The 21224-nt window shown below is 67.2% G+C and carries 21 protein-coding genes; 11 read left to right on the top strand and 10 right to left on the bottom strand.

Annotated features, from left to right (window positions below; translation table 11 throughout):
* Positions 1–84: 84 nt before the first annotated feature.
* A complete protein-coding gene (gene tpx, locus EL272_RS02265) occupies positions 85–579 on the top strand; it encodes a thiol peroxidase (protein WP_014845590.1) in 495 nt (164 codons plus the stop codon).
* A 174-nt stretch (positions 580–753) separates the two neighbouring features.
* Here the strand turns inward: tpx and EL272_RS02260 are convergent, their stop codons facing one another.
* The 4 genes from EL272_RS02260 to EL272_RS02245 all read right to left on the bottom strand — a co-directional run bounded on the left by EL272_RS02260 (position 754) and on the right by EL272_RS02245 (position 4208).
* The gene (locus tag EL272_RS02260) at positions 754–1614 is read right to left on the bottom strand and encodes a ribokinase (protein ID WP_061788331.1); all 861 of its coding nucleotides are present in this window, start codon (positions 1612–1614) and stop codon (positions 754–756) included.
* 141 nt (positions 1615–1755) lie between these two features.
* Positions 1756–2226 carry a hypothetical protein gene (locus EL272_RS02255; RefSeq protein ID WP_061788332.1) on the bottom strand — a complete coding sequence of 157 codons (471 nt, stop codon included), beginning with the start codon at positions 2224–2226 and terminating at the stop codon, positions 1756–1758.
* A gap of 534 nt (positions 2227–2760) precedes the next feature.
* Positions 2761–3696 carry a CAF17-like 4Fe-4S cluster assembly/insertion protein YgfZ gene (gene ygfZ, locus EL272_RS02250; protein WP_014845587.1) on the bottom strand — a complete coding sequence of 312 codons (936 nt, stop codon included), beginning with the start codon at positions 3694–3696 and terminating at the stop codon, positions 2761–2763.
* Positions 3693–4208, bottom strand: a complete 516-nt coding sequence (locus EL272_RS02245) for a heme-binding beta-barrel domain-containing protein (protein WP_014845586.1) — start codon at positions 4206–4208, stop codon at positions 3693–3695. Before EL272_RS02245 ends, ygfZ begins: the two co-directional genes overlap by 4 nt.
* A gap of 166 nt (positions 4209–4374) precedes the next feature.
* On the opposite strand from EL272_RS02245, the gene dtd reads away from it, so the two are divergent.
* Positions 4375–4812 (top strand): D-aminoacyl-tRNA deacylase, encoded by a 438-nt coding sequence (dtd, locus tag EL272_RS02240; protein WP_014845584.1) that lies wholly within the window; start codon positions 4375–4377, stop codon positions 4810–4812.
* A 157-nt stretch (positions 4813–4969) separates the two neighbouring features.
* Here the strand turns inward: dtd and EL272_RS02235 are convergent, their stop codons facing one another.
* Positions 4970–5683, bottom strand: coding sequence for an NADase-type glycan-binding domain-containing protein (locus tag EL272_RS02235; protein ID WP_041696124.1), 714 nt, complete (start codon positions 5681–5683; stop codon positions 4970–4972).
* A gap of 321 nt (positions 5684–6004) precedes the next feature.
* On the opposite strand from EL272_RS02235, the gene EL272_RS15875 reads away from it, so the two are divergent.
* The 5 genes from EL272_RS15875 to EL272_RS02210 all read left to right on the top strand — a co-directional run bounded on the left by EL272_RS15875 (position 6005) and on the right by EL272_RS02210 (position 11287).
* Positions 6005–6661, top strand: a complete 657-nt coding sequence (locus EL272_RS15875) for a winged helix-turn-helix domain-containing protein (RefSeq protein ID WP_061788333.1) — start codon at positions 6005–6007, stop codon at positions 6659–6661.
* Entirely contained in the window at positions 6654–7469 is an 816-nt protein-coding gene (gene mshD, locus EL272_RS02225; protein ID WP_061788334.1) for a mycothiol synthase, read from the top strand. The genes EL272_RS15875 and mshD overlap by 8 nt, the downstream gene beginning before the upstream one ends.
* Positions 7466–9550 (top strand): RNA degradosome polyphosphate kinase, encoded by a 2085-nt coding sequence (locus tag EL272_RS02220; protein ID WP_014845578.1) that lies wholly within the window; start codon positions 7466–7468, stop codon positions 9548–9550. The genes mshD and EL272_RS02220 overlap by 4 nt, the downstream gene beginning before the upstream one ends.
* The gene (locus EL272_RS02215) at positions 9547–10416 is read left to right on the top strand and encodes an NUDIX hydrolase (protein WP_061788335.1); all 870 of its coding nucleotides are present in this window, start codon (positions 9547–9549) and stop codon (positions 10414–10416) included. The genes EL272_RS02220 and EL272_RS02215 overlap by 4 nt, the downstream gene beginning before the upstream one ends.
* A gap of 181 nt (positions 10417–10597) precedes the next feature.
* Positions 10598–11287 (top strand): hypothetical protein, encoded by a 690-nt coding sequence (locus EL272_RS02210; RefSeq protein WP_126409314.1) that lies wholly within the window; start codon positions 10598–10600, stop codon positions 11285–11287.
* Between the two features lie 43 nt (positions 11288–11330).
* On the opposite strand, the gene EL272_RS02205 is transcribed toward EL272_RS02210, so the two are convergent.
* The 4 genes from EL272_RS02205 to EL272_RS02190 form a co-directional block, all read right to left on the bottom strand.
* Positions 11331–12422: a 5-methylcytosine restriction system specificity protein McrC gene (locus EL272_RS02205; protein WP_197720286.1), complete on the bottom strand. Its 1092-nt coding sequence runs from the start codon at positions 12420–12422 to the stop codon at positions 11331–11333.
* Complete coding sequence (locus EL272_RS02200; RefSeq protein WP_061788337.1) at positions 12419–13804, bottom strand: McrB family protein; 1386 nt, start codon at positions 13802–13804, stop codon at positions 12419–12421. Before EL272_RS02200 ends, EL272_RS02205 begins: the two co-directional genes overlap by 4 nt.
* A gap of 247 nt (positions 13805–14051) precedes the next feature.
* Positions 14052–14816, bottom strand: a complete 765-nt coding sequence (locus EL272_RS02195) for an ATP-dependent Clp protease proteolytic subunit (protein WP_197720315.1) — start codon at positions 14814–14816, stop codon at positions 14052–14054.
* 81 nt (positions 14817–14897) lie between these two features.
* A complete protein-coding gene (locus tag EL272_RS02190) occupies positions 14898–15080 on the bottom strand; it encodes a hypothetical protein (RefSeq protein WP_061788338.1) in 183 nt (60 codons plus the stop codon).
* Positions 15081–15367: 287 nt separating this feature from the next.
* Between EL272_RS02190 and pstS the strand changes: the two genes are divergently transcribed.
* From pstS to pstB, 4 genes are read left to right on the top strand one after another with little or no spacing between them, the layout of a single operon-like run.
* A complete protein-coding gene (gene pstS, locus EL272_RS02185) occupies positions 15368–16471 on the top strand; it encodes a phosphate ABC transporter substrate-binding protein PstS (protein WP_082793923.1) in 1104 nt (367 codons plus the stop codon).
* Positions 16468–17466, top strand: a complete 999-nt coding sequence (gene pstC / locus EL272_RS02180; protein WP_014845570.1) for a phosphate ABC transporter permease subunit PstC — start codon at positions 16468–16470, stop codon at positions 17464–17466. The genes pstS and pstC overlap by 4 nt, the downstream gene beginning before the upstream one ends.
* Positions 17466–18629 (top strand): phosphate ABC transporter permease PstA, encoded by a 1164-nt coding sequence (gene pstA / locus EL272_RS15930; protein WP_061788340.1) that lies wholly within the window; start codon positions 17466–17468, stop codon positions 18627–18629. The genes pstC and pstA overlap by 1 nt, the downstream gene beginning before the upstream one ends.
* A gap of 31 nt (positions 18630–18660) precedes the next feature.
* Positions 18661–19437: a phosphate ABC transporter ATP-binding protein PstB gene (pstB, locus tag EL272_RS02170; protein ID WP_014845568.1), complete on the top strand. Its 777-nt coding sequence runs from the start codon at positions 18661–18663 to the stop codon at positions 19435–19437.
* A 94-nt stretch (positions 19438–19531) separates the two neighbouring features.
* Here pstB and EL272_RS02165 read toward each other — a convergent pair whose 3' ends face one another.
* Positions 19532–21178, bottom strand: a complete 1647-nt coding sequence (locus tag EL272_RS02165; RefSeq protein WP_061788341.1) for an NAD-dependent malic enzyme — start codon at positions 21176–21178, stop codon at positions 19532–19534.
* Positions 21179–21224: the final 46 nt, after the last annotated feature.

Raw genomic sequence — 21224 nt, 5'->3', positions numbered from 1 at the left:
CAAGCTTGTCACGCCGCACCACCCGTTCCGTCCCTGCCCGGTTCTTCCTTTGATCCAGGGCCGGGATCGGCAATGATTCATTGCATGACTGATATCACCCTGGACGGCACCCCCGTCCACACCCATGGCTCACTGCCCACCGTCGGCACCAAGGCCCCGGGATTCACCCTGGTGGGCAACGACCTGTCTCCCATCGCCCTCGCCGATTTCGCCGGTTCCCGGTTGATTCTCAACATCTTCCCGTCCGTCGACACGGGCATCTGCGCCACGAGCGTGCGCACCTTCAACGAACGCGCCGCCGGGCTGGAGAACACCAAGGTGCTGTGCATCTCCCGTGACCTGCCGTTCGCGCAGGCCCGTTTCTGTGGCGCCGAGGGGATCGAGAACGTGACGGTCGCATCCGATTTCCGCACCACCTTCGGTGAAACCTACGGGGTGACCATGATCACCGGTCCCCTCGAGGGGCTCCTGGCCCGTGCCGTCATCGTTCTCGACGAGAAGGGCAACGTGACCCACAGCCAGCTGGTTCCCGAGATCAAACAGGAACCCGACTACGAGGCCGCCCTCGCCGCCCTCTGACCCGTTCAGAGAACACCGCGGGCAGGAAAGGACGGGTGAGCCGACGCCATCCACCGGCAGTCCGAGACCTACCGCGGCTCTCCGGACACCACCACATGGTTTCGACACGACCCGCTCGCTGACGCTCGCAGGTCGGCTCAACCAGCTTCTGGGAAACACCCGCCAGCCGGCTGCTCACTCAGCCGGCGGGCGGGCCCCCGGCCAGGTGACGGCCTCCGCAGCGGACCTGTTCGCCGCGGAGGCCGCCGCCACCAGTCCTTCATCCAGCGCCAACCGGGCACCCAGGACGCCGACGAAAGTGTCCCCCGCTCCGGTGGCGTCCACCACCCGCTCCACGACCACCGGCGGGATGGCGTGCACCCCGGTCCCGTCGTCGACGAGAGCCCCGCGCGCCCCGAGGGTCATCACGAGGCTCCGGGCCCCGGTGCGTTCCCGCAGCCGGTGGAGCAGCCCGGCACCGGCCTCGTTCGATGCCGCCAGCTGCGCGGCCTCGTGTTCGTTCACCACCAGGGGATCCGCGTTCCCGTACCAGGATGGCGGGCCCTCGGGTGCTGGGGCGGCGTTGACCACCAGCCGCGCCCCGGTGCGGACGGCGAGTTCGCCCGCCGCCCGCTGGACGGCCGGTGGTATCTCGTTCTGTGTCACGATGACCCGGGCCTCGACGTCGCCGGCTGGGAGCGCGACCCGGGTGTTGGCCCCCTGGGCGACGACTATGGTGTTCTCCCCCCGCGCATCGACCTGGATGAATGCCGTTCCAGTGGGGACACCGGCCAGCCGCCGCAGCCACCGGATGTCCACGCCCGCCGCTTCGAGGGCCTCGGCCTGCCGGCGCCCCGCCTCGTCGTCGCCGACGGCACCGGCCATCGCCACCCGGACCCCGCCGCGGGCCGCGGCGACGGCCTGGTTGGCCCCCTTGCCGCCGCACGAGGTTGCGAGCTCGGAGGCCAGGAGCGTCTCCCCGGGATCCGGGAGCCGTTCCACGGACACCACGACGTCCTCGTTAACGGACCCCACGACCAGCACATCCACGTCCATGTCCCGCCTCCCGTCTCACTGGTGGGTGTGCGCGGGCCGCATCCCGGGATGGTGGCCCGCGCCGTTCGCGTGCTCCCAGGATGTCACGGGAACACGAAGAAGGGGTGGTGTCCCGGCCGGGACACCACCCCTCGCGGCCTCTCAGAACCTTCCGTAGCTCAGCATCTGCTGGACGATCTTGATGGTCTGCGAACCGGCCTTGAGAACACCGGTTTGTGGTTGGCTCTCGTGCGCCTGGATGGCATTGATGGTGGTGGGGCCGATCAGCCCGTCGACCGGGATCCTGAGGTTTTCCTGGATGGCGCGGATCACGGCCGATCCCTCCGCGTTGGCGTCCGCAACCCACTCCCAGCCTCCTGCCAGGCCGGTGTTGGGCGCCGACTGGGATGCGAGCTGGCTGGAAACCACGCCGTCCTGAACGGTTCCGAAGAGCCACTGGAACGCCGTGGTCGTCTGCGGACCCCAGTAGCCGTCGATGGTGACCGGGGGAACCGCGTTCGCCGTGGCTGCGCCGAACAGGTTCGCGGCCCCCAGCAGGCCCATCGCGGGCACACCGACGGCGGTGGTGGTCAGAAGGCTTCGCCGGGAAATCCCGGGTCGTTCGATGGTCATTTTCTTTCCTTTCGCTTTTCGGGTGTGACTCACCTCGGGGCGACGCGGAAATCCCCGCGCCCCGGGTTTTCAGTGGGTTCTGAACAGCCGGTCCTCAACGGTCGGGGACCGCTGACCGCTCAGCGACAGGATTCACGAGGGTCCGGGCGGGGAGCCGGAAGGAAACCGACCGCCCGGACCTCCGGACCGGGGAACTGGGATTGGGAAATGAACACTGATGCACTCCTGTGGACGTGCCCGCACCGCGCGAGGTGCTCATCGGGTTGATCCAGTGGCCAACCGTCACCCACCCGGGCCGACACCCCGGGACGGGGCACGCGTCATCTGGTCATTCGGTTTGCGCAGAAGCGGTGGAACCCGCCCGGCTGGTTCAATCTCCGACGGCCCGAGGATGACCTCCCCGCCGCCCTCAACTCTCCCGGACGTTCCCACGCCACGTTTCGACTTGGCTGCCACTGTAAATGACGCAAGGGCCGCTCACAAGCCTTTTCGCGGGAAGTTGGGAAATCCTCAGGGGGAGGGAACCGGTTACGATCAGCGCAGATTGGCGCGGAAATGCAGGCCGACCTCCGGGTCGACGAGAGTCTCCTGGGCGGCTGCGATCCCGTCGACGGTGAGGGTGGCATCGGTGGGGACGGCCCGTTTCACGAGGGCCAGGGCGATCGGCCCCAGTTCGTGGTGCCGGGCCGAAGAGCCGGCGAAACCCACCGCCCTGCCGCCCACCTCCAGCGCGGATCCGGCGGCGGGCAGCGCCTCGGCGGTGCCGTCGAGGTGCAGCAGCGTCAGGCGGCGGGGCGGGCGGCCCAGGTTGTGGACGCGCGCCACCGTCTCCTGGCCGCGGTAGCAGCCCTTGTCCAGATGGGTGCCGAACAGGCCGATCTCGTTGGGAATGGTGCGGGCGTCGGTGTCGACGAAGATCCTCGGCACCCCCGAGGCGATGCGGTGCGCGTCGAAGGCCCAGATCCCGGCGGGCCTGCCCTCGGGCAGTGCCGCGTCCGCGGGACGAAACACCTCGCGGCCCCCCAGCGCAGGGCGCCGCGCCCAGTCGCCGGGAACCTCCACGTCGTCGCCGACCCACGTCAGCCGCAGGTCGTCGCGGGGACGCACCTCCACCCGCATCATGAAACGCATGGAGGTCAGGAAGTCCACCAGGGCGGCGGCGCGTCCCGGTTCGGTCCAGGCCAGCATCCGCGTCCCGTCGTCCACCCCGGCCAGGACATGTTCGACGTGCCCGTTGGGCGAGAGCACCAGCGCCTCGAACGATTCCCCCGCCCCGAGGGATTCGAGGTGCTGCGAGGTCAGCGAGTGCAACCAGCCGAGCCGGTCCGCCCCGGTGATCTCCAGGATGTCGCGGTTGGACAGGTCCACCACCGCATCCCCGGCTTCGATGGCGCGCGCCTCCGCGACCGGGTTGCCGTGGTGCCAGACGAGACCGGCATCCACGCCGTCCTCGACGAGGATCGCGTTCACTGCTTCACCAGGCGCGCCCACATGTGGGGCCGCAGCTCGTGGTCGGCGGTGGAACGGTCGAGGGCGTACATCAGGTCGCCCTCCACCTTTCCGTAGAGCCGCTGCCCGGAGGTGTGGCTGATGGCGGCGCCCTCGGTGCGCACGACGGCGTCGGTCAGCAGGCTGATCTGGGTGACCTGGATCTTGCCGACCAGCACCTCGGTCCAGCCGTCGGAGTTCGTGAGCGTCACCTCGACGGAGGCGTCGCGTTTCGGCCTCCAGAAACCGGTTTCCATGCCGAGCGGCTGGTCGAACTTCCCGTCCTCTCCCATGCCGAAGACCTGGGAGACGTAGAACAGGTAGTCGCCGCCGTTGTGGGTGAACTCGATGCGCTGCTCGAAGGTGAAGTCGTTGCCCTCGTGGTCGGTGCCGTTACCGGATCCCTCCCACGAACCGACGAGCCATCCGAGGGCCACCAGCTCCGGGTTGAGGCCATCCGGCACCTCGATGTCGATGTTCTGGAAACCCTCCACGCTCAATCCCTTCTCGCCTTGAGTGCTCGCACCAGCTTGGATGTGGCAAGCGCCAGCGCCGTGACCGCGATCCCGGCCGCGGCCACCACCAACACCCACGCAGTGATCATTCCCACGAACCGCAACCCTACCCGTCCCGCACCGGGGAACGTGGTAGACAGCACCCATGCGTGCTGTCATCACCCGGGTGTCCTCCGCCAGTGTTTCCGTCGACGGGGAGGTGGTGGGCGAGCTGCCCCGCCCCGGTCTGCTGGTGCTGGCCGGCGTCGGTCGTGACGACGACGCCGCGGCGGCGAAAACCCTGGCCGCGAAGATCTGGGGACTGCGGATCCTGCGCGACGAGCTCTCGGCGAGTGACGTCGACGCGCCGATCCTGGTGGTCAGCCAGTTCACGCTGTTCGCCAGCACCCGGAAGGGCCGTCGTCCCGGCTGGTCGAAGGCCGCCCCCGGGCCGGTCTCCGAACCGATCGTCGAGGCCCTCGCCAGCGAACTGGAGGCCCTCGGCGCCACCGTCGAACGCGGCCGGTTTGGCGCCGACATGCAGGTGGCCTCGGTCAATGACGGCCCGATCACCATCCTCATCGACACCGCAGCCTGGGAGTGAGCCAGCTGCCGACCCGGCGTCGGTTTGCTGGCCCTATCGTCGGTTTGCTGGGCTTGTTCGTGTTCGCTGGCCTCACAGCGCAGGCAAACGTGAACAAGCCCAGCAAAACAGGAAGGCGGGGAACAAGCGGGACCAGCGGAGCCGTTGACGTGCTCCCTCAGCTGCGACCCAGGAACTCCACGTGGGAGACCGCGACGGCATTGGCGGTGGTCTCCGGGCTTCCCGGCTCCGTGGTTGACAGCACCGTCATGAGGACGTCGTCGGTGGCGACGGGTGGGAACCGCACCTCCTGGTCCCCCGGGTGGCTGACGTCGAGCGGTTGCACCGCCCAGGAACCATCGGAGAAGGTCCAGCGCACCGCCAAGATCCTGCGACCCGCCCGGTAGCCCTGGCCGGTGGTGTCGCCGTTGATGATCCGCACCCCGACCAGTTCCGTGCCCGGCCGGAAGGTGAAGCTCACCATCTCCCCGACCCCGGCGCCGGGGCAGCGCCACACGGTGTCGGCCCGGTTGTCCAGGAGCGTGTCGGCCCGGTCCTCCCCGCCTTGGGAGCACTTCCCGGCGGCATGGGACGCCGAAACGGGAACCACGGCCCCGTCGTAGGGCGTCAGGTCGAGGACGCTGCTGGCCGGCGGGGTGGGGGTCGGCGAGGGATTCTCGGCGCCCTGCTGCATCATCAGCCGCGTCCCCACGACCCCGACCAGCGCAGCTGCCACACAACTGGCAACCACCAGCCACAGGGAGACCCCCCGGGGCCTGCGGCCACGACCACCGGAGGGGGTCGACGACGCGCCCTCCGGCGACGCGGCACGCACGTCGGAGGATTTGGAGACGGTCTGCCGGAAGTACTCATCGGGCAGGCGCTTTGACATGCGGTCATGCTACGCCGTCACCCCAGCGCCCGGCACGATGCCCTCCGGACGGGAGCTGAACTTCGGAACCGCACGCCCGCGCGGGAACGCCGTGGCCGGCGGAACCCCTCCGGCACGGCTCCCCGGGGTTCTGGGCGACGCGACACAGGGCGCCGCCCGGTTCTCCACAACGATGCGGCATCTCTTCCGGAGCGCGGCGAGAGCCAGCCGGGATTCCCCCACCCATCGGGTTGCGCATCCCCCGCCCACAGGGGGACTTGACCCCGTGCCGGGGACGAGATCCCGATACGATAGGGACTCGCAGAGACCGGGAGGTGAGTGGTGAGTTCGATTCTGCTGGTCTCCCCCACCGGTCCGGCGCCCGACTTCCTGTCGCTGCTGAGTCACGACCTCGGTACCGCCGCGAGCGCGGAGGAGGCCCTGCGTCGCGTGGACCTCGTCGACGCCGTCGTCGTCGACGCCCGCGGTGACCTCGCCTGGGCGCGAACCGCCACCACCCTCATCCGGCAGACCCGCCCCGACATGCCCCTGCTGCTCATGGTCGCGGGCTCGGCCCTGGGGTTGCTGAGCCCCGACTGGGGGTTCTCGGATTTCGTGATCGACGGCTGCGAGGCTGCGGAGGTCGACGTCCGGCTGCGACTCCTGCTGCACTCGGGAAACCAGCCGCACATCCTGGTGGCCGGCCCCATCCGCATCGACGAGGACGCCTACCACGTCACCATCTCCGGCGAGCCCCTGGACCTGACCTACACCGAGTTCGAGCTGCTCCGCTACCTGGTGCAGCACCAGGGCAAGGTGCTGACCCGCGAGGTGCTGCTGAGTAAGGTGTGGGGCTACGACTATTTCGGCGGCACCCGCACCGTCGACGTGCACATCCGCAGGCTGCGCGCGAAGCTCGGCCAGTTCGATCACTTCATCGGGACCGTGCGCAACGTCGGTTACCGGTTCGCAGCACGTTGGGAGGATCACGATGCCTGAACTCGACCCCCGTGTGACAGCTGCGGCCTGCGAGGCACACGACGGTTTCAGCCCCCTCAACGACTCCGCCCGCCTGGTGCTGGACCGCGCCCGGAAAGGCGAGGTGTGGGCCCGTCAGGACGGTTTCGCGATCCTCGACGACCACGACGACACCATCCTGGTGGCCGTCTCCCCCGGGGCCAGGGGCAAGGGCCTCGGCACTTCCCTGGTGGCCGAGGCCGTCGCGGCCCGTCCCGGGCATTCCGTCTGGGCCTTCCGCACCCTGCCCGCAGCCCGCGCCGTCGCGGCGAAACTGGGGCTCCGCCCGGCACGTGAACTGTTGCGGATGGGCCGCTCCCTCACGGGCATCGTCCCTGTACCCGCACCCACCGGATACCGCATCCTGCCCTTCAACCCCTCCGACGCCGAGGGGGTGGTGGAAGTGAACCGGGCGGCCTTCGCCCACCACCCGGAGCAGGGACGGCTCACCATCGACGACTTCCAGGCGCTGACCCGGCAGCCGTGGTTCAACGCCGCCGGGCTGCTGGTGGCGCACCACGACGACGAGGTGGCCGGTTTCCACTGGACGAAACGCCACGACGCGAACCTGGGTGAGGTCTACGTCCTGGCGGTCCGTCCCGGCCACGGGGGCGCCGGACTGGGACGGGCCCTGTTGACCGCAGGACTGGCCCACCTGCACACCGTCGGCTGTGAGGACGTCGAACTGTACGTCGAGGCCTCCGAGGAACGGGTGGTGGCGCTGTATACCGCCACCGGTTTCCGCACACTGAACGTCGACACCGCCTACCGGAGGGGAGACACACCGTGACCGGGCGGGAGAACGGGCAGCTCCCGGAGCACCGCTACCTGGATCGGGAACTGGCCTGGCTGGACTTCAACAACCGGGTGCTGGATCTGGCCCGGGACGCGAAACGCATCCCCCTGCTGGAGCGCGTGAAATTCCTGGCGATCTTCTCCAACAACCTCGACGAGTTCTTCATGGTGCGGGTCGCAGGGTTGAAACGCCGCATCCAGGCCGGGGTGGCGGTGACCACCATCACCGGCGCCCGGCCAGGTGAGTTGCACGCCTCGATCCTGGAACGCACCGCCGAACTCGTCGCCGAGCAGTCCCGCCTGTTCCAGCAGGAGATCCGACCCCAGCTGCGCGCCGAGGGCATCGAGATCCTCACCTGGGATGAACTGACCGCCGCGGAGAAGGACCGGATGCGCACCCTGTTCGGGGAACGCATCTTCCCGGTGCTGACCCCCCTCGCGGTGGATCCGTCGCACCCGTTCCCCTACATCTCCGGGCTGTCGGTGAACCTCGCCGTGCTGCTGCGCAACCCCGCGACGGGCGCCAGCCAGTTCGCCCGCGTGAAGGTGCCCACCAACCTGTCGCGGTTCGTGAAACTCGCCGAGGGGCGGTTCGTGCCCCTGGAGGAGGTCATCTCCCGGCACCTCGGGCAGCTGTTCGCAGGCATGGAGGTGCTGTACCACGCCACCTTCCGCGTCACCCGCAACGAGGACATCGAGGTGGAGGAGGATGACGCCGAGAACCTTCTCTACGCGCTGGAGAAGGAACTGCTGAGACGCAAGGTGGGCCGGCCCCCCGTGCGCCTGGAGGTGGAGGACGACATCGACGAGACGATGCTCGCCACCATCATCAGCGAACTGGACGTCGCGCCCGGCGAGGTCTTCCACCTGCCCGCCCCCCTCGACCTGACGGGCCTGTTCGCCCTGGAGGACTCGCGCCGCGAGGACCTCAAGTACCCGGGCTTCCTGCCGATCACCCACCCGGACCTGGCGGAGGTGGAGTCGTCCTCCCCCGCCGACATGTTCAAGGCGCTGAAACGCCGCGACGTGCTGGTGCAGCACCCCTACGACTCGTTCGCCACCAGCGTGCAGCGGTTCATCGAGCAGGCCGCCGCCGATCCCGCGGTGCTGGCCATCAAACAGACCCTGTACCGCACATCCGGTGACTCCCCCATCGTCGACGCCCTCATCGAGGCCGCCCAGGCGGGAAAGCAGGTGCTCGCCGTGGTGGAGATCAAGGCCCGTTTCGACGAGCAGAACAACATTTCCTGGGCCAGGCAGCTGGAGCAGGCGGGAGTGCACGTCGTCTACGGCATGGTCGGGTTGAAAACCCACTGCAAGCTGTCGCTGGTGGTGCGCGAGGAATCCGGTGGGCTGCGCCGCTACGCCCACGTCGGCACCGGCAACTACCACCCCAAGACCGCCCGCAGCTACGAGGACATGGGGTTGTTGACCGCCAATCCCGTCATCACCGACGACGTGGCGCGCCTGTTCAACCACCTGTCCGGGATCACCCACCAGACCGAGTACCGGCGGCTGCTCGTCGCCCCGCACGGCATCCGCAGCGGTCTGCTGGAACGCATCGAGACCGAGATCGCCAACCACGCCGCCGGTTTGCCTTCGGGAATCCGCATCAAGGTGAACTCCATCGTCGACGAGGCCGTGATAGACGCCCTCTACCGCGCATCCCAGGCGGGAGTGAAGGTGGACGTGTGGGTGCGGGGCATCTGCACCATCCGGCCCGGCGTGAAGGGGCTGAGCGAGAACATCCGGGTGCGTTCCATCCTGGGGCGGTTCCTGGAGCACTCCCGCATCTACTGGTTCGAGGCGGGCGGAAAACCGAACGTCGGGATCGGGTCGGCGGACCTGATGCACCGCAACCTGGACCGGCGCGTCGAGGCCATCGTCGGATTGTCCAACCCGGGACACATCGCCCGCATCAGGGATCTCTTCGAACGCGCCTTCGACGACCGCACCGTTCACTGGGAGCTGCAGGACCGCACCTGGTCCGCCCACACCACCGACCCTGAGGGCAGGCCGCTCAGCGACCTGCAGGAGGAGCTGATCCGGCTCACCCGGGGAAGGCGCCACCGATGAGCAAGAAACCGAAGATCGTCTCCGCGGGGGGTGTGGTGCTGCGCGAGCACACCGACGGTCTCCAGGTGCTGCTGATCCACCGGGAACGCTACGACGACTGGTCGCTGCCGAAGGGCAAGGGTGAGGCCGACGAGCTGCTGCCGGAAACCGCCGTCCGGGAGATCCGGGAGGAGACGGGGGTGGCGGCCCGCCTGGGACTGCGGCTGCCAAGTGTTCGTTACAAGGTCGGCAAGGGCCCGAAGGCCGTTCACTACTGGCGCTCCGCGGTGCTCTCGCAGCGTCCCCGCCGGCCCGACCACGAGGTTTCGGCGGTGAAGTGGTTTCCCGTCGACAAGGCGCTGGAAAAGGTCACCTACCCGGATGAACGCGCCGTGATCGAGGCGGCGGTAGCGGCCCCGCCGACGAATGCGCTGCTGATCGTCCGCCACGCCAAGGCGATGCAGCGCAAGCACTGGTCCGGTGACGACCGGAAACGCCGCCTCTCGGGCCGGGGCCGGGGCCAGGCGGAACGCCTCGTCGACGTGCTGGCGGCCTTCGGGATCGAACGTCTCGTCAGCTCCGCGTCGGCGCGCTGCAAGGAAACGCTCAAGCCCTACGCGAAAACCCAGAAGATCGGCATCGAGACCTACGACCAGCTCACCGAGGAGTCCGCGGCGAAGAACCCAAAGGCGGTGCGCAAGCTCATGGCGGAGCTGTTGAAGAACCTGGACTGCCCGACGGCGGTGTGCGGGCACCGCCCGGTGCTGCCGGAGATGTACGCGGGCCTAGGGGTCAAGGACAAACCGATGGTGGTCTCGGAGGTGCGTGCCCTGCACTTCGGCCCCGACGGTTTGGTGACCATGGAAACCTTCAAACCGACGGCCTGACCGGGCGGGCCCGAAATCGTCTCCCTCCCCTGAGTCACGCGCCGATCAACGATCCTGCTCCGCGGGCGGGCGGTGACGCCACCTGCCAGAAGCGCCGGGCAGGTCGGCGCCGGGCCCTACCGGTGTGTATGCCCAAAGCCCCTGCTGCGATGTGGTCCTGTTCTTCTGGGATCATTCGCACATGACGCAGAGCCCCGTCCCGCCTACCCAAAAATCCCTCCCACCCGCCAGGCCCGCCGACCTCCTGCCTCCCGCGAGCAACACCGAACTGGCGCTGACCCTGGTGTGGCGGCTGGTTCTCACCCTGGTCTCCGGCGCGGGCCTGATCCTGATGTTCGCCCCGCTCAAAACGCTCCCGCAGGTGATGAACCAGGTGCTGTACTTCACGACGATCTCCAACATTCTCGTGTTCCTGGTGGCGTTGTCCGGCCTGCTCCGGCCGCTGTTCTTCCTGACCTTCCCGGCGCGCCGGAAGCTGGAGGGAAACCTGGGCTGGCTGCGTGGACTCTCGGCGTGTGCGTCACTGTTGACGGGCCTCGTCTTCGGGTTCGTCATCGCCGGCGACCTGAGCTCACCGACGAGTTTCATCCCGCATCTGGTGCTGCCGGTCATGGCAGTGACCGACTGGATCCTCGTCGGCAGGAACCAGTCCCTGCTGTCCTGGTGGGTTCCGCTGACCTGGACGCTGTCGCTGGTGCCCTACCTGCTCGTCTACGCCTGGGACGCGGTGAACGACAAACCCATGTACACCTTCTTGAACCCTGCCCGCCCCAGCTGGTGGCCGTGGGTGGCGATGCTGAGCGTCGGATTCCTGGTCCTCGCGTACGCGCTCTGGGGAGCAGGGAGACTGCGCGCCCGGAAACGGCCGTGACCCGATCACCAGCGGCATCCCGGAAACCCTGACCTCTCGGGGTTCACGCCACCTTGATCAGGCCCGCGATCTCGTCGAGCCGACTCGCGATCCCGGTGAAGTCCTGGTCCAGGTCCAGGGTGCGCACGTGGAAACGGTGTCCGGTCTCGATCCACGTCTCCCGCAGTGGCGGGTCGACGGTGGTCTGCGCGTAGAGGAGCATCCCCTCGACCTCGCGGCCGCGCTGACGGGGATCGTGCGCCTCGTGCATGACGTAGCCGTAGATCTGGTTCCGGTTGCCGGCTGACAGGATCTTGTGGTCGTGGTGGGCCCCGAGGATCCGGCCATGGCACTTCGTGTCGATGATGAGAGTCCGGGACGGACCGGTCAGCACGACATCGGTGTGCATCCCGGGCAGGAAGGCAGGCGCATTCTCGATGCCTCCGCTCACCCAAGGGGCGGCGGGGCGTAGCCCCGGGTGATGGCGCCGGAAATAGGCCAGGACGAAGCGTTCGTAAAGGGCACTGAGAACCTGCGGATCGAGGAAGTCCGCGAGCTCCAATCCACCTTCGACGTGACTGAGCAGCAACTCGTCCAGGACCAGGCGAGACACCCCCATCAGCAGCTGGTAAGAACGATTGCCGCGGTGAATCGGCAGCGTGTCCCAGCGCAGGCGCCTGAGTTCCTCCCCGCTCAGGATCTCCACGTTTCCAATGCCAAGGAGAACCGACTTGAGGCGTGCCCTGCGCCGTCGCGTCACATCTCCATGCAGGAGCAGTCGCCGCGCAGCGGTTTTGAGGATGCGGTTCACAACGGTGTTCTCGGTGCGTTCGTCGTAGCGGCAGCGCACCCGGCGGCTGCGGCGGGCACCCAGCCGCATGGTTGCTGCGGGATCGATCCGTCCCCGCACGAGAGCGAGGTCCTCCTCGAAGGACTCGTAGTCGCGTTCGAAACCACGTCGGCGTTGGGATTCGAGGCCCTCGATGAGAATGGCCGCGAGGAGGTCGTGAATGTGATTGAACTCCTCACCCGCCAATCGGCGGTGCTCACCGGTTTCCAGAGCGGTGAAGGCGTAGGCGAGCATGTGGTAGACGTTCTTCAACAGCACGGTGCCGGGGCCACGCGGATGAGGCCGGCCCGCATCGCTCTTCGTCACAGCAGCACGCTTCGGAGCTCGGCGACACCGGAGTTCATGGCGTCGCGGTCGTCGAACCAGTATTCGCGAACCAGAGGTTCCAGTTCGTGGCGGATCACGGAGGCGACGTCTTCGTCCGTGCTCCCGGGAGGCAGGCACAGGTAACTGTGACCAATCCGGAACCCGGGACCAAGGGCTGCGTCCTCCTCGATCCGGGTGTTCAGGCGGCGCACGACGTCGACCAGGTCGCGGAGCCGCCGGTTGCCCACCCTGTCGAGGTGGGCGAGGAAACCGGGATGATCCAAGGCGGGCTCCATCTCGAGGAAAGCGAAACGGCGCCGCAGGGCGTAGTCGATGAGGGCAAGTCCCCGGTCGGCGGTGTTCATCATGCCGATGATGTGGAGGTGGCCGGGAACGGCCAGCAACTTTCCGGAAACGGGCAGACGAAGGGTTTCTCCCCTGTGATCGGATTCGATGAGCATGAGGAGTTCACCGAAAACCTTCGAGACGTTGGCGCGGTTGATCTCGTCGATGATGAAGACGTGGTCGCGTCCGGGATCCTTCGCCGCTTTCCGGCAGAACCGGGCAAAAACGCCCTCCTCGGGCGCGAATCCGCCGTCGGACGTGGGTCGCAGGCCGACGACGACGTCCTCGTAGGCGGTCGACTGGTGGAACTGTACGACCTCGACCCGGGAGTCGTCCTTCTCGCCCATGAGGGCATAGGCCAGGCGTTTGGCCGCAAAGGTCTTGCCAGTGCCGGGCGCCCCCTGCAGGATGAGGTTCTTCTTGCGCCGCAGCAGCCCGAGCATGTTCTCCAGGTCCGCAGGCTCAACGTAGACCTCGCCCAGGAAGTCGTCCCTCGTGTACGACTCGGGTGCGTCCTCACCGGGTTTTGTTTCCGGAGCTGGGGAAACCGACGCCGACTGCTGATCCTGGTTTTTGAAGATCGATTCGAGTTGCTCCGAGTTGTAAGTGGTGTGCTCCGATACTCGTTGCAGGGTCACCTGGCCGACACGCCGGTTGAGCGGCCAAGAACCGACGTGCGTCCACTCGACGTCCCGCACGGAGCGGTAAGAGGCGCGGCTGTCGTCGTAGCGGTACTCGGAGCAGACAATTCCGCGGCCGACGAGCTCAGTCAGCCCGCGTCGCGCGTAGACGACGTCACCGGGGCGTACGGTGTGAATGAAGTCCCAGTTCATTCCCGCCGCCCTTGTCGGGTGACCTCCCTGATCCCCGTATCGGGATTCCAGCGCGTCAATGATCTCCTCGACGCTCGAAAAAGCAGCGAGATCACCGATCTTGGCCCAGTTGATGGCCATGATCCCGGCGGTCTGGAACTCCTCCCATTTCGCGGCACCCTCACCGGGCGCGTAGAGCCAGTACCGCCTGTCCGTTTCACCCATCGGGCCTCCCGAGAACCACATCCCGCAACACCGCGGGCTCTCCGCTGACATGGTAGTCCCGCGACCAGCGCACACGCGCTGCCCGGATTCGCCGGTGGACGAAAAGCCCTTGAAAACCAGCCGCGCCGGAGGCACCCACCACCCACCCCACCCTTCGGTTTGCTGGCCTTGTTGAGGTTCGCTGGCTTCACAACGCTGGCAAACGTGAACAAGGCCAGCAAACCAGCGGTAGAGCCAGCGAATCAGATCAACCGGGGTGTGAAGCGTGAATGCCCTCGTAGATGGCCTTCTGCCCAGCCGGCCAGCACCCCTCGGAGAAATATCGCGTCCAGAGCTCCCAGATGAGCCGCCACTCTTCGCTGTTCACATCGGCGCGCTCTGCCGGAAGGCCGTATCCCGTCGCATGATCGACGGAGATCACAGCGGAATGGCTGGAGGGCGCATCTATGAGCGGTTCCTTGAGCTTTGCCGCCAAAGCGTCCACCTCTTCCCGAGTTCTCCCCTGCACAGACAAGGCCTCCCGCATCAGAGCTTCGGAACGGGACAGGGCGGCCTTGGCCTGTTCCACCATTAGCATGTTGACATCGGAAAGCAGCGAAGCGAACAGCGGGAACGACCCAGGATTGGCCCGGATTCGTTCTTCGGCCTCCCCGATTGCCGCGACGATTTCCTTCGCGCTCGCCGCGGTACGCCTCCCGTCCTCCCCGGGGAAAATCATCTGCGGGTCTATCGGCCCCAGGTCGCCTCCCGGACCCATGAGGATGTGATGGACGCCAAGGCAGAGGATTGTGGCCGCGCTCTTGGCCATGTCAGGTACGACCACTGTGAGTTCCTTGCACCGCAGCTGCATTGAACGCACCATGCGCAGCGCCGTCTCCCCGTCGCCTCCCGGTGAAGACAGGAGAAGGTGCAGATCCTTTTGAGGATCGCAGTCGAAGAGAAGTTCCTCAAGAACCGTCATGTTCGTGGGCGTGATCTGGTCGATGACGACAATGAGATTGGCTCCGGTGATCTGCTGGTACTCCCCTATGAGTGCCTGCCGTTTGTACCGACCCGAATGCTCAGCCTGAAACAGTGGGGGTGCGCAATGCCGTCAGATCCTTCCCACCACAGGTCGGAAACTCTTGGGCTTACCCCTGCGAAGCTGCGCACCCATGCGGCGGGCGTCCATCGCGGTTCGCACCTGCTCGTCCCACCGGGGCTGTTCCTCACCATTTCCGGGAACGGGTTGGGGTTCGCTGAGGGCTTGGAGCTTTTCCAGTTCTTCCTTGGTCATGGCGCTTCCGTTCTTCCGCGTACCACCATGGTACCGATCACCCCCGATACGCGATGCCGGCAGAGCAATGCCCCGGTTCCTCCCGGACGCCGGCCAGATCTCCGCGCGCTGGCCCTTCCGTCGTCCGCCTGTCCAAGCGTCAAGCGCCAGCGCTACAGCGCAGGCAGTTGTCCGGAAGGCCAGCGAATCGGGCCTGGCCGGATCGGACGGTGCGCCGATCCAGCGTTCACCAGGCGTTAACCCAGGTGTAGGTGCGCCGTCATCTTGCGTGTCTAGCTTCGTCGAACGTGAGGTTTCGTGACCTGAAGTTGCGCTTGACCGCGACGCTGGGTTGCAGCACCCTGCTGCTGGCCGGCTGCTGGAGCGGAGGCGTCGCCGTTCACCCCGTCGCCACGGGGGAAACAGGTTCCCACCGACCCGACTGCCCGGGCGGGACGCTCCGGGGGGAGGGGGCCAGTTCGCAGCGAACCGCGATGGAAAAACTGATCCAGGACTACACCGCGGCCTGCCCCGGAACCGTCATCGACTACACCACATCCGGTTCCGGCGCCGGGGTGAAGGCGTTCTTCGGCGGCGCCGTCGACCTGGCTGGTTCCGACTCCCCGCTCAGCCGCAAGGAACGCGACGGGGTGATCGAGACCGACAGGGCGGAGAAACGCTGCCGGGGAAACACCGCCCTGAACCTTCCGATGGTTCTTGGCCCCATCGCCGTCGCCCACAACGTCGAGGGCGTTCCGGACCTGAACCTGACCGCCGAACTGATCGCACGGATCTTCACCGGCGACATCACCCGCTGGAACGATCCCGCGATAGCGGCGGCCAATCCCGGGGTTTCCCTTCCCGACGCCGGGATCGCGGTGTTCCATCGGGCCGACGAATCCGGCACCACCGAGAACTTCACGAAATACCTGGCCAAAACCGCCGGCGACACCTGGGGACACGACGCTTCGAAGAAATGGCCCGCCACCCGGGGCGAGGGCAAGGAGAAGACCGCGGGTGTCGCGGACGCCGTCGCCGGCACCCGCAACTCCATCACCTACCTGGAGTGGGGCGCCGCCCTGGAACGCGACCTGAAACTCGCCCGCATCGACGGGGTGGAGTTGTCGGGAGAAACGGCCGGCCGGGCCGTCGCCGCGGCCGAGGCGGAAACCGACGGCGACGACATCCGCCTGGACATCGACTACACCCCGGGCGGCGGCGCCTACCCGCTGGTCATGGCCACCTACGAGGTCGTCTGCTCGACGGGCGGTTCCAACCCGGAGTTGCTGCGCGACTTCCTGGGGCTGTTCGCCTCCGAGACCGCGCAGGCCTCCCTCGAGGAACTCGGCTACGCGCCCCTGCCCGGCGAGTTGCGGAAGAAGGTGAGCCGGAGCGTCTCCGGGATCCGATGAGCAACGACAAACACACCCCGCCCGGAAACGGGAAACCCGTTCTCTCCACCGCCCCCGATGTCCTGGCCGGCCGGGGCCGCAGAACCGTTCACCTCGGCGATCTGCTGTTCGGCGGCTCCGCACGGGCCTCCAGCCTGATCATCGTCGTGGTGGTGCTCATCATCGGGGCGTTCCTGCTCGGCAACGCCTGGCAGCCGTTGCTGGACAACACCGCGAACTTCTTCGCCTCCACGACCTTCGACGCCTCCTCCCGGCCCCCGCACTTCGGCGTCGCGGCGCTGTTGTGGACCACGGTGCTGTCGTCGCTGATCGCGCTGCTGATCGCGGTGCCGGTGGCGGTCGGGATCGCTCTGCTGCTGACCCAGTACGTGGGGGGACGCGTCTCCCGGTGGATCGGGTTCGTCATCGACCTGCTGGCGGCGGTCCCGTCGGTGATCTTCGGGTTGTGGGGAATCAAGGTGCTCGGCCCGGCCCTGCAGCCCGTCGCGCACTGGATTCAGGCCCACCTGGGTTGGTTCCCGCTGTTCGGCAGCACCCAGGTGACCTCCCCCGGCACGGTGTTCACGGCGTCGCTGGTGCTGGCGCTGATGATCCTGCCGATCATCACGGCCGTCACCCGAGACGTGTTCTCCCAGACCCCCCGGGAACAGATCGAGGCGGCCCTGGCGCTCGGCGCCACCCGCTGGGAGGTGATCCGCATGGCGGTGCTGCCCTACGGGCGTTCCGGCGCCACCGCGGCCGCCATGCTGGGGCTGGGCCGGGCGCTGGGTGAGACGATCGCGGTGATGCTGATCCTGTCGGCCAGTTCCTTCGACGTCTCGGTTTTCAGCGGCGGCGAGACCTTCGCCTCCGTAATCGCCCGCAACGCCGCCGAGTTCGACACCACCTACAAGGCCGGGATCTACATCTCCGCCGGGCTGGTCCTGTTCGTACTGACGTTCGCGGTCAACGCCCTGGCGCGCATCGTCGCCGAACGCGGAAAGGCGAAATCCTGATGTCCGCTCCCCTGCGCCCCGGCTCCTTGAACCTGCAACGCCCCACCGGATGGCGGGCCGTGAAGAACAACCTGGCGACGGGTTTCGTGTGGTTCTCCGTGGCCGCCGCCACGATCCCCCTGCTGTGGATCCTGATCTCGGTGGCGGTCAAGGGCGCGCCGCTGCTGTACAGCGTCGGCGCCGACTACCACGTGATCTGCATGGACCGCTCCGAGAAGGTGCGGCTCGCCGCCGACGCGTGCGGGGGCGACGTGAACACCAAACCCTCCGACGAGGCCGTCGAGTGGCGTTACGTGCCGGGTGGGCGTTACGTCGCGGTGGGCGAGAGGGTGAACACCTACCGCACCCGGACCACCGCCCCCGTCTCCCCCGACCCCGGACGACCCTACGACATCGTCATGATCACCGACACCGGTTCGGGGGACGCCCGCACGCCGTCGTTGCAGTGGTGGACTACACCACTCGGGTCGGCGCAGGCCACCGACGCCAGGGGCGGGGCCCTCCAGGCCATCTACGGCACCCTGATGCTCGGTCTGCTGACCGCGGTGATCACGGTGCCGCTCGGGATGCTGGGCGCGATCTTCCTCGTCGAGTACGGGCGGGGAACGAAAGCGGCCCGGGTGGTGTCGTTCATGGTCGACGTGCTCACGGGTGTGCCCTCGATCGTCGCGGCCCTGTTCATCTACGCCCTGCTGATCACCACCCTCGGGCAGCGTCCCTCGCCGTTCGCGACGGTACTGGCGTTGGCGCTGCTGATGCTTCCGATGGTGCTCAGATCCACCGAGGAGATGCTGAAGCTGGTCCCCGATTCGCTGCGGGAGGCCTCCTACGCACTGGGAGTGCCGAAGTGGAAGACGATCCTGCGGATCGTGGTGCCGACCTCCTACAGCGGCATCCTGACCGGCGTGGTGCTGGGCATCGCCCGGGTGATGGGCGAGACGGCGCCGCTGCTGATCCTGATCGGATACACCCAGAACCTGTTCCTCAACCCGTTCGGGAACTCGATGGGGGCGCTGCCCACCATGATCAACTCGGGAATCTCCGTGCCGGATGGGCAGCCGGGCGCCGACCGGGTGTGGGCGGCCGCCCTGACCCTGGTGCTGATCGTGATGGTGCTGAACCTGATCGCCCGGCGCATCGCCAGCCGCAACAGGCTCAAGTGACCGCAACGCGACCCGAAGGGATACTGGATCCATGTCGAAGCGCATCGAGGTGAAGGACCTCAACATCTACTACGGCAAGTTCCACGCCGTCTCGGACGTGAACCTGGTGGTGGAGCCGCGCAGCGTGACGGCCTTCATCGGGCCGTCGGGGTGCGGCAAGTCGACGGTGTTGCGCACCCTAAACCGGATGCACGAGGTCATTCCCGGCGCCCGCTGCACCGGTGAGGTGCTGCTGGACGGCACCGACCTGTACGGCCCCGGTGTCGACCCGGTGGCGGTGCGGCGGGTGGTCGGGATGGTCTTCCAGCGACCCAACCCGTTCCCGTCGATGTCGATCTACGAGAACGTCGCCTCCGGGTTGCGGCTCAACGGGGAGAAGAACCGCGCGGTGCTGGACGAGGCCGTCGAGAAGGCGCTGCGGGGAGCGAACCTGTGGAAGGAGGTCAAGGACCGGCTCGGCAAGGCCGGTGTGGGGCTCTCGGGTGGGCAGCAGCAGCGGCTGTGCATCGCCCGGGCCATCGCGGTGCAGCCCGATGTGCTGCTGATGGACGAACCCTGCTCGGCCCTCGACCCGATCTCCACCCTCGCGGTGGAGGACCTCATCCACGAACTCAAGGAGCACTACACCGTCGTCATCGTCACCCACAACATGCAGCAGGCGGCGCGGGTTTCCGACGAGACGGCCTTCTTCAACCTGAAGGCCCAGGGCGAACCGGGCCATCTGGTGGAGATCGGCCCGACGGAACGCATCTTCCACAACCCGGAGAAGAAGGCCACGGAGGACTACATCACCGGTCGCTTCGGGTGATACCAGTGCGGCTCACGGTTGTCGCCGGAATTCGACTCGTTCTCCAGGCCGAAGCGGCCTTCTTCCCGTTTGAGGGCTGTGCAACCAGGAAAATTCACTCCCAGGAACCGTAGACCGGTTCCCACATTGCGTCCTTGATGGCACGGGCGAGGTCATCGTGGGTTCGGGATGCGACCCCTTCGGTCTCCGCGCATCGCGCGACCGCCTCCGCAACAATCGCCGACGACGCCCGCAGATCGCGCACCGGCGGCAGCAGCGCCGCTCCTCGTGGCAGCGGATCCACTTGAGAAGCGACGGCTTCAGCGGCAGCCAGCAGCATGCCGTCAGTGATCTCCCTCGCTCCCGAGACGACCGCCCCGAGACCGAGCCCCGGGTACAGCAGCGCATTGTTGCCCTGTCCGATGGTGTAGGTGACGCCGTCGTGCTCCACGTCCTCCACTGGGATGCCGGCCGCCACCAAGGCCCTGCCGCCGGACCAAGCGATCACGTCGGCGGGCATGACCTCAATGCGCTCGGTCGGGTTCGACAACGGCAACACGATGGGACGATCCGCGCCCACGCACAGTGCTTCGATAACGTCCTGGGTGAAAGCACCATGGTCGGTGGATGTGCCGATCAGGATGGTGGGCCTGACTCTCCGCACCACTTCCAGCAGCCCGATTCCGCGGGCGCCACGCTCCCAGTCCGCCACATCTGCGGCGGGGCGGGCGTAAACCTGCTGGTAGTCGGGCAGATCCGGCATGTCGTCGGTGACCAGGCCGCCGCGGTCAATCAGCCAGATCCGCGACCTCGCCTCGGTCTCACTCAGTCCATCGCGAACCATTCCTGCGTGAATCTGGTCGGCCATACCGGTACCCGCGGTCCCGGCGCCGTAGACCACGAGTCGCTGGTCAGCGAAAGACGTGCCCGTCACCTTCATGCCCGAGATCACGGCCGCGGTGACGATGGCCCCCGTGCCCTGCATGTCGTCATTGAAGATTCGATAAGTGCCACGGTATCGCTCCAGGATGCGGCGGGCATTCGAAGGCCCGAAGTCCTCGAAGTGCAGCAGCGCTTGCGGGAACAGCTCTGAGGCGACCCTCAGGTATTCGGCAATGAAAGCGTCATAGCGCTCCCCCCGGACGCGTGGGTGCCGGTTGCCGAGATAGGCGGGGTCGTCGAGGAGCTGTTGATTGTCGGTGCCGCAGTCGAGGTTGATGGCGATGGCGCGTGCTGGGTGGATGCCGGCGGCGGCAGTGTAAACGGCAAGTTTTCCGACGGAAATGTCGGTGCCGTTGACACCCCAGTCGCCGATACCCAGGATCTCCTCGGCATCGGAGCAGACCAGAAGATCCACGTCCGCCGCTCCCAACCCCAGTGATTCGAAGGAGACCCGGATGTCCTCGGGCCGGTCAATGCTGAGGTAAACGGCCCTGGAGCGACGATAGTCGCGCGACCACTCCTTGATGGCATCCCCCACCGTCGGGTCGTACACGACGGGTAGCAGTTCCTGCAGGTGGTCGACCAGCAACCGGTAGTAGAGCACTTCGTTGCGGTTGTGAAGCTGGTCGAGGAAGATGTAGCGGGCCATGTCGGTAGACTGGGAACGCAGCTGCGTGTAGGCGCGCCGGGCCTGTTCGTCGAGAGTTTCCACCGCCGAGGGCAGCCTGCCGATCAGCCCCAGCTCGCGACGCTGCTCAAGAGTGAAGGCCGTGCCTCGATTGGTGAGCGGGTCGGTGATGACGGCGGGTTTGTCGGACATGGTTTCCTCCTAGGTCTGTTTTCCAATCCTGTCGACGGGTCCTATG

This window comes from Arachnia propionica (genome assembly GCF_900637725.1).
GTDB lineage: Bacteria > Actinomycetota > Actinomycetes > Propionibacteriales > Propionibacteriaceae > Arachnia > Arachnia propionica.
This window is presented reverse-complemented; position numbering and strand designations above follow the sequence as displayed.

What these genes read in the sequence shown, in the direction of transcription:
- tpx (WP_014845590.1), top strand. Translation starts at nt 85, where the DNA reads ATGACTGATATCACCCTGGACGGCACCCCCGTCCACACCCATGGCTCA.
- EL272_RS02260 (WP_061788331.1), bottom strand. Translation starts at nt 1,614, where the DNA reads ATGGACGTGGATGTGCTGGTCGTGGGGTCCGTTAACGAGGACGTCGTG.
- EL272_RS02255 (WP_061788332.1), bottom strand. Translation starts at nt 2,226, where the DNA reads ATGACCATCGAACGACCCGGGATTTCCCGGCGAAGCCTTCTGACCACC.
- dtd (WP_014845584.1), top strand. Translation starts at nt 4,375, where the DNA reads ATGCGTGCTGTCATCACCCGGGTGTCCTCCGCCAGTGTTTCCGTCGAC.
- EL272_RS02235 (WP_041696124.1), bottom strand. Translation starts at nt 5,683, where the DNA reads ATGTCAAAGCGCCTGCCCGATGAGTACTTCCGGCAGACCGTCTCCAAA.
- mshD (WP_061788334.1), top strand. Translation starts at nt 6,654, where the DNA reads ATGCCTGAACTCGACCCCCGTGTGACAGCTGCGGCCTGCGAGGCACAC.
- EL272_RS02215 (WP_061788335.1), top strand. Translation starts at nt 9,547, where the DNA reads ATGAGCAAGAAACCGAAGATCGTCTCCGCGGGGGGTGTGGTGCTGCGC.
- EL272_RS02210 (WP_126409314.1), top strand. Translation starts at nt 10,598, where the DNA reads ATGACGCAGAGCCCCGTCCCGCCTACCCAAAAATCCCTCCCACCCGCC.
- EL272_RS02200 (WP_061788337.1), bottom strand. Translation starts at nt 13,804, where the DNA reads ATGGGTGAAACGGACAGGCGGTACTGGCTCTACGCGCCCGGTGAGGGT.
- EL272_RS02190 (WP_061788338.1), bottom strand. Translation starts at nt 15,080, where the DNA reads ATGACCAAGGAAGAACTGGAAAAGCTCCAAGCCCTCAGCGAACCCCAA.
- pstC (WP_014845570.1), top strand. Translation starts at nt 16,468, where the DNA reads ATGAGCAACGACAAACACACCCCGCCCGGAAACGGGAAACCCGTTCTC.
- pstA (WP_061788340.1), top strand. Translation starts at nt 17,466, where the DNA reads ATGTCCGCTCCCCTGCGCCCCGGCTCCTTGAACCTGCAACGCCCCACC.
- pstB (WP_014845568.1), top strand. Translation starts at nt 18,661, where the DNA reads ATGTCGAAGCGCATCGAGGTGAAGGACCTCAACATCTACTACGGCAAG.
- EL272_RS02165 (WP_061788341.1), bottom strand. Translation starts at nt 21,178, where the DNA reads ATGTCCGACAAACCCGCCGTCATCACCGACCCGCTCACCAATCGAGGC.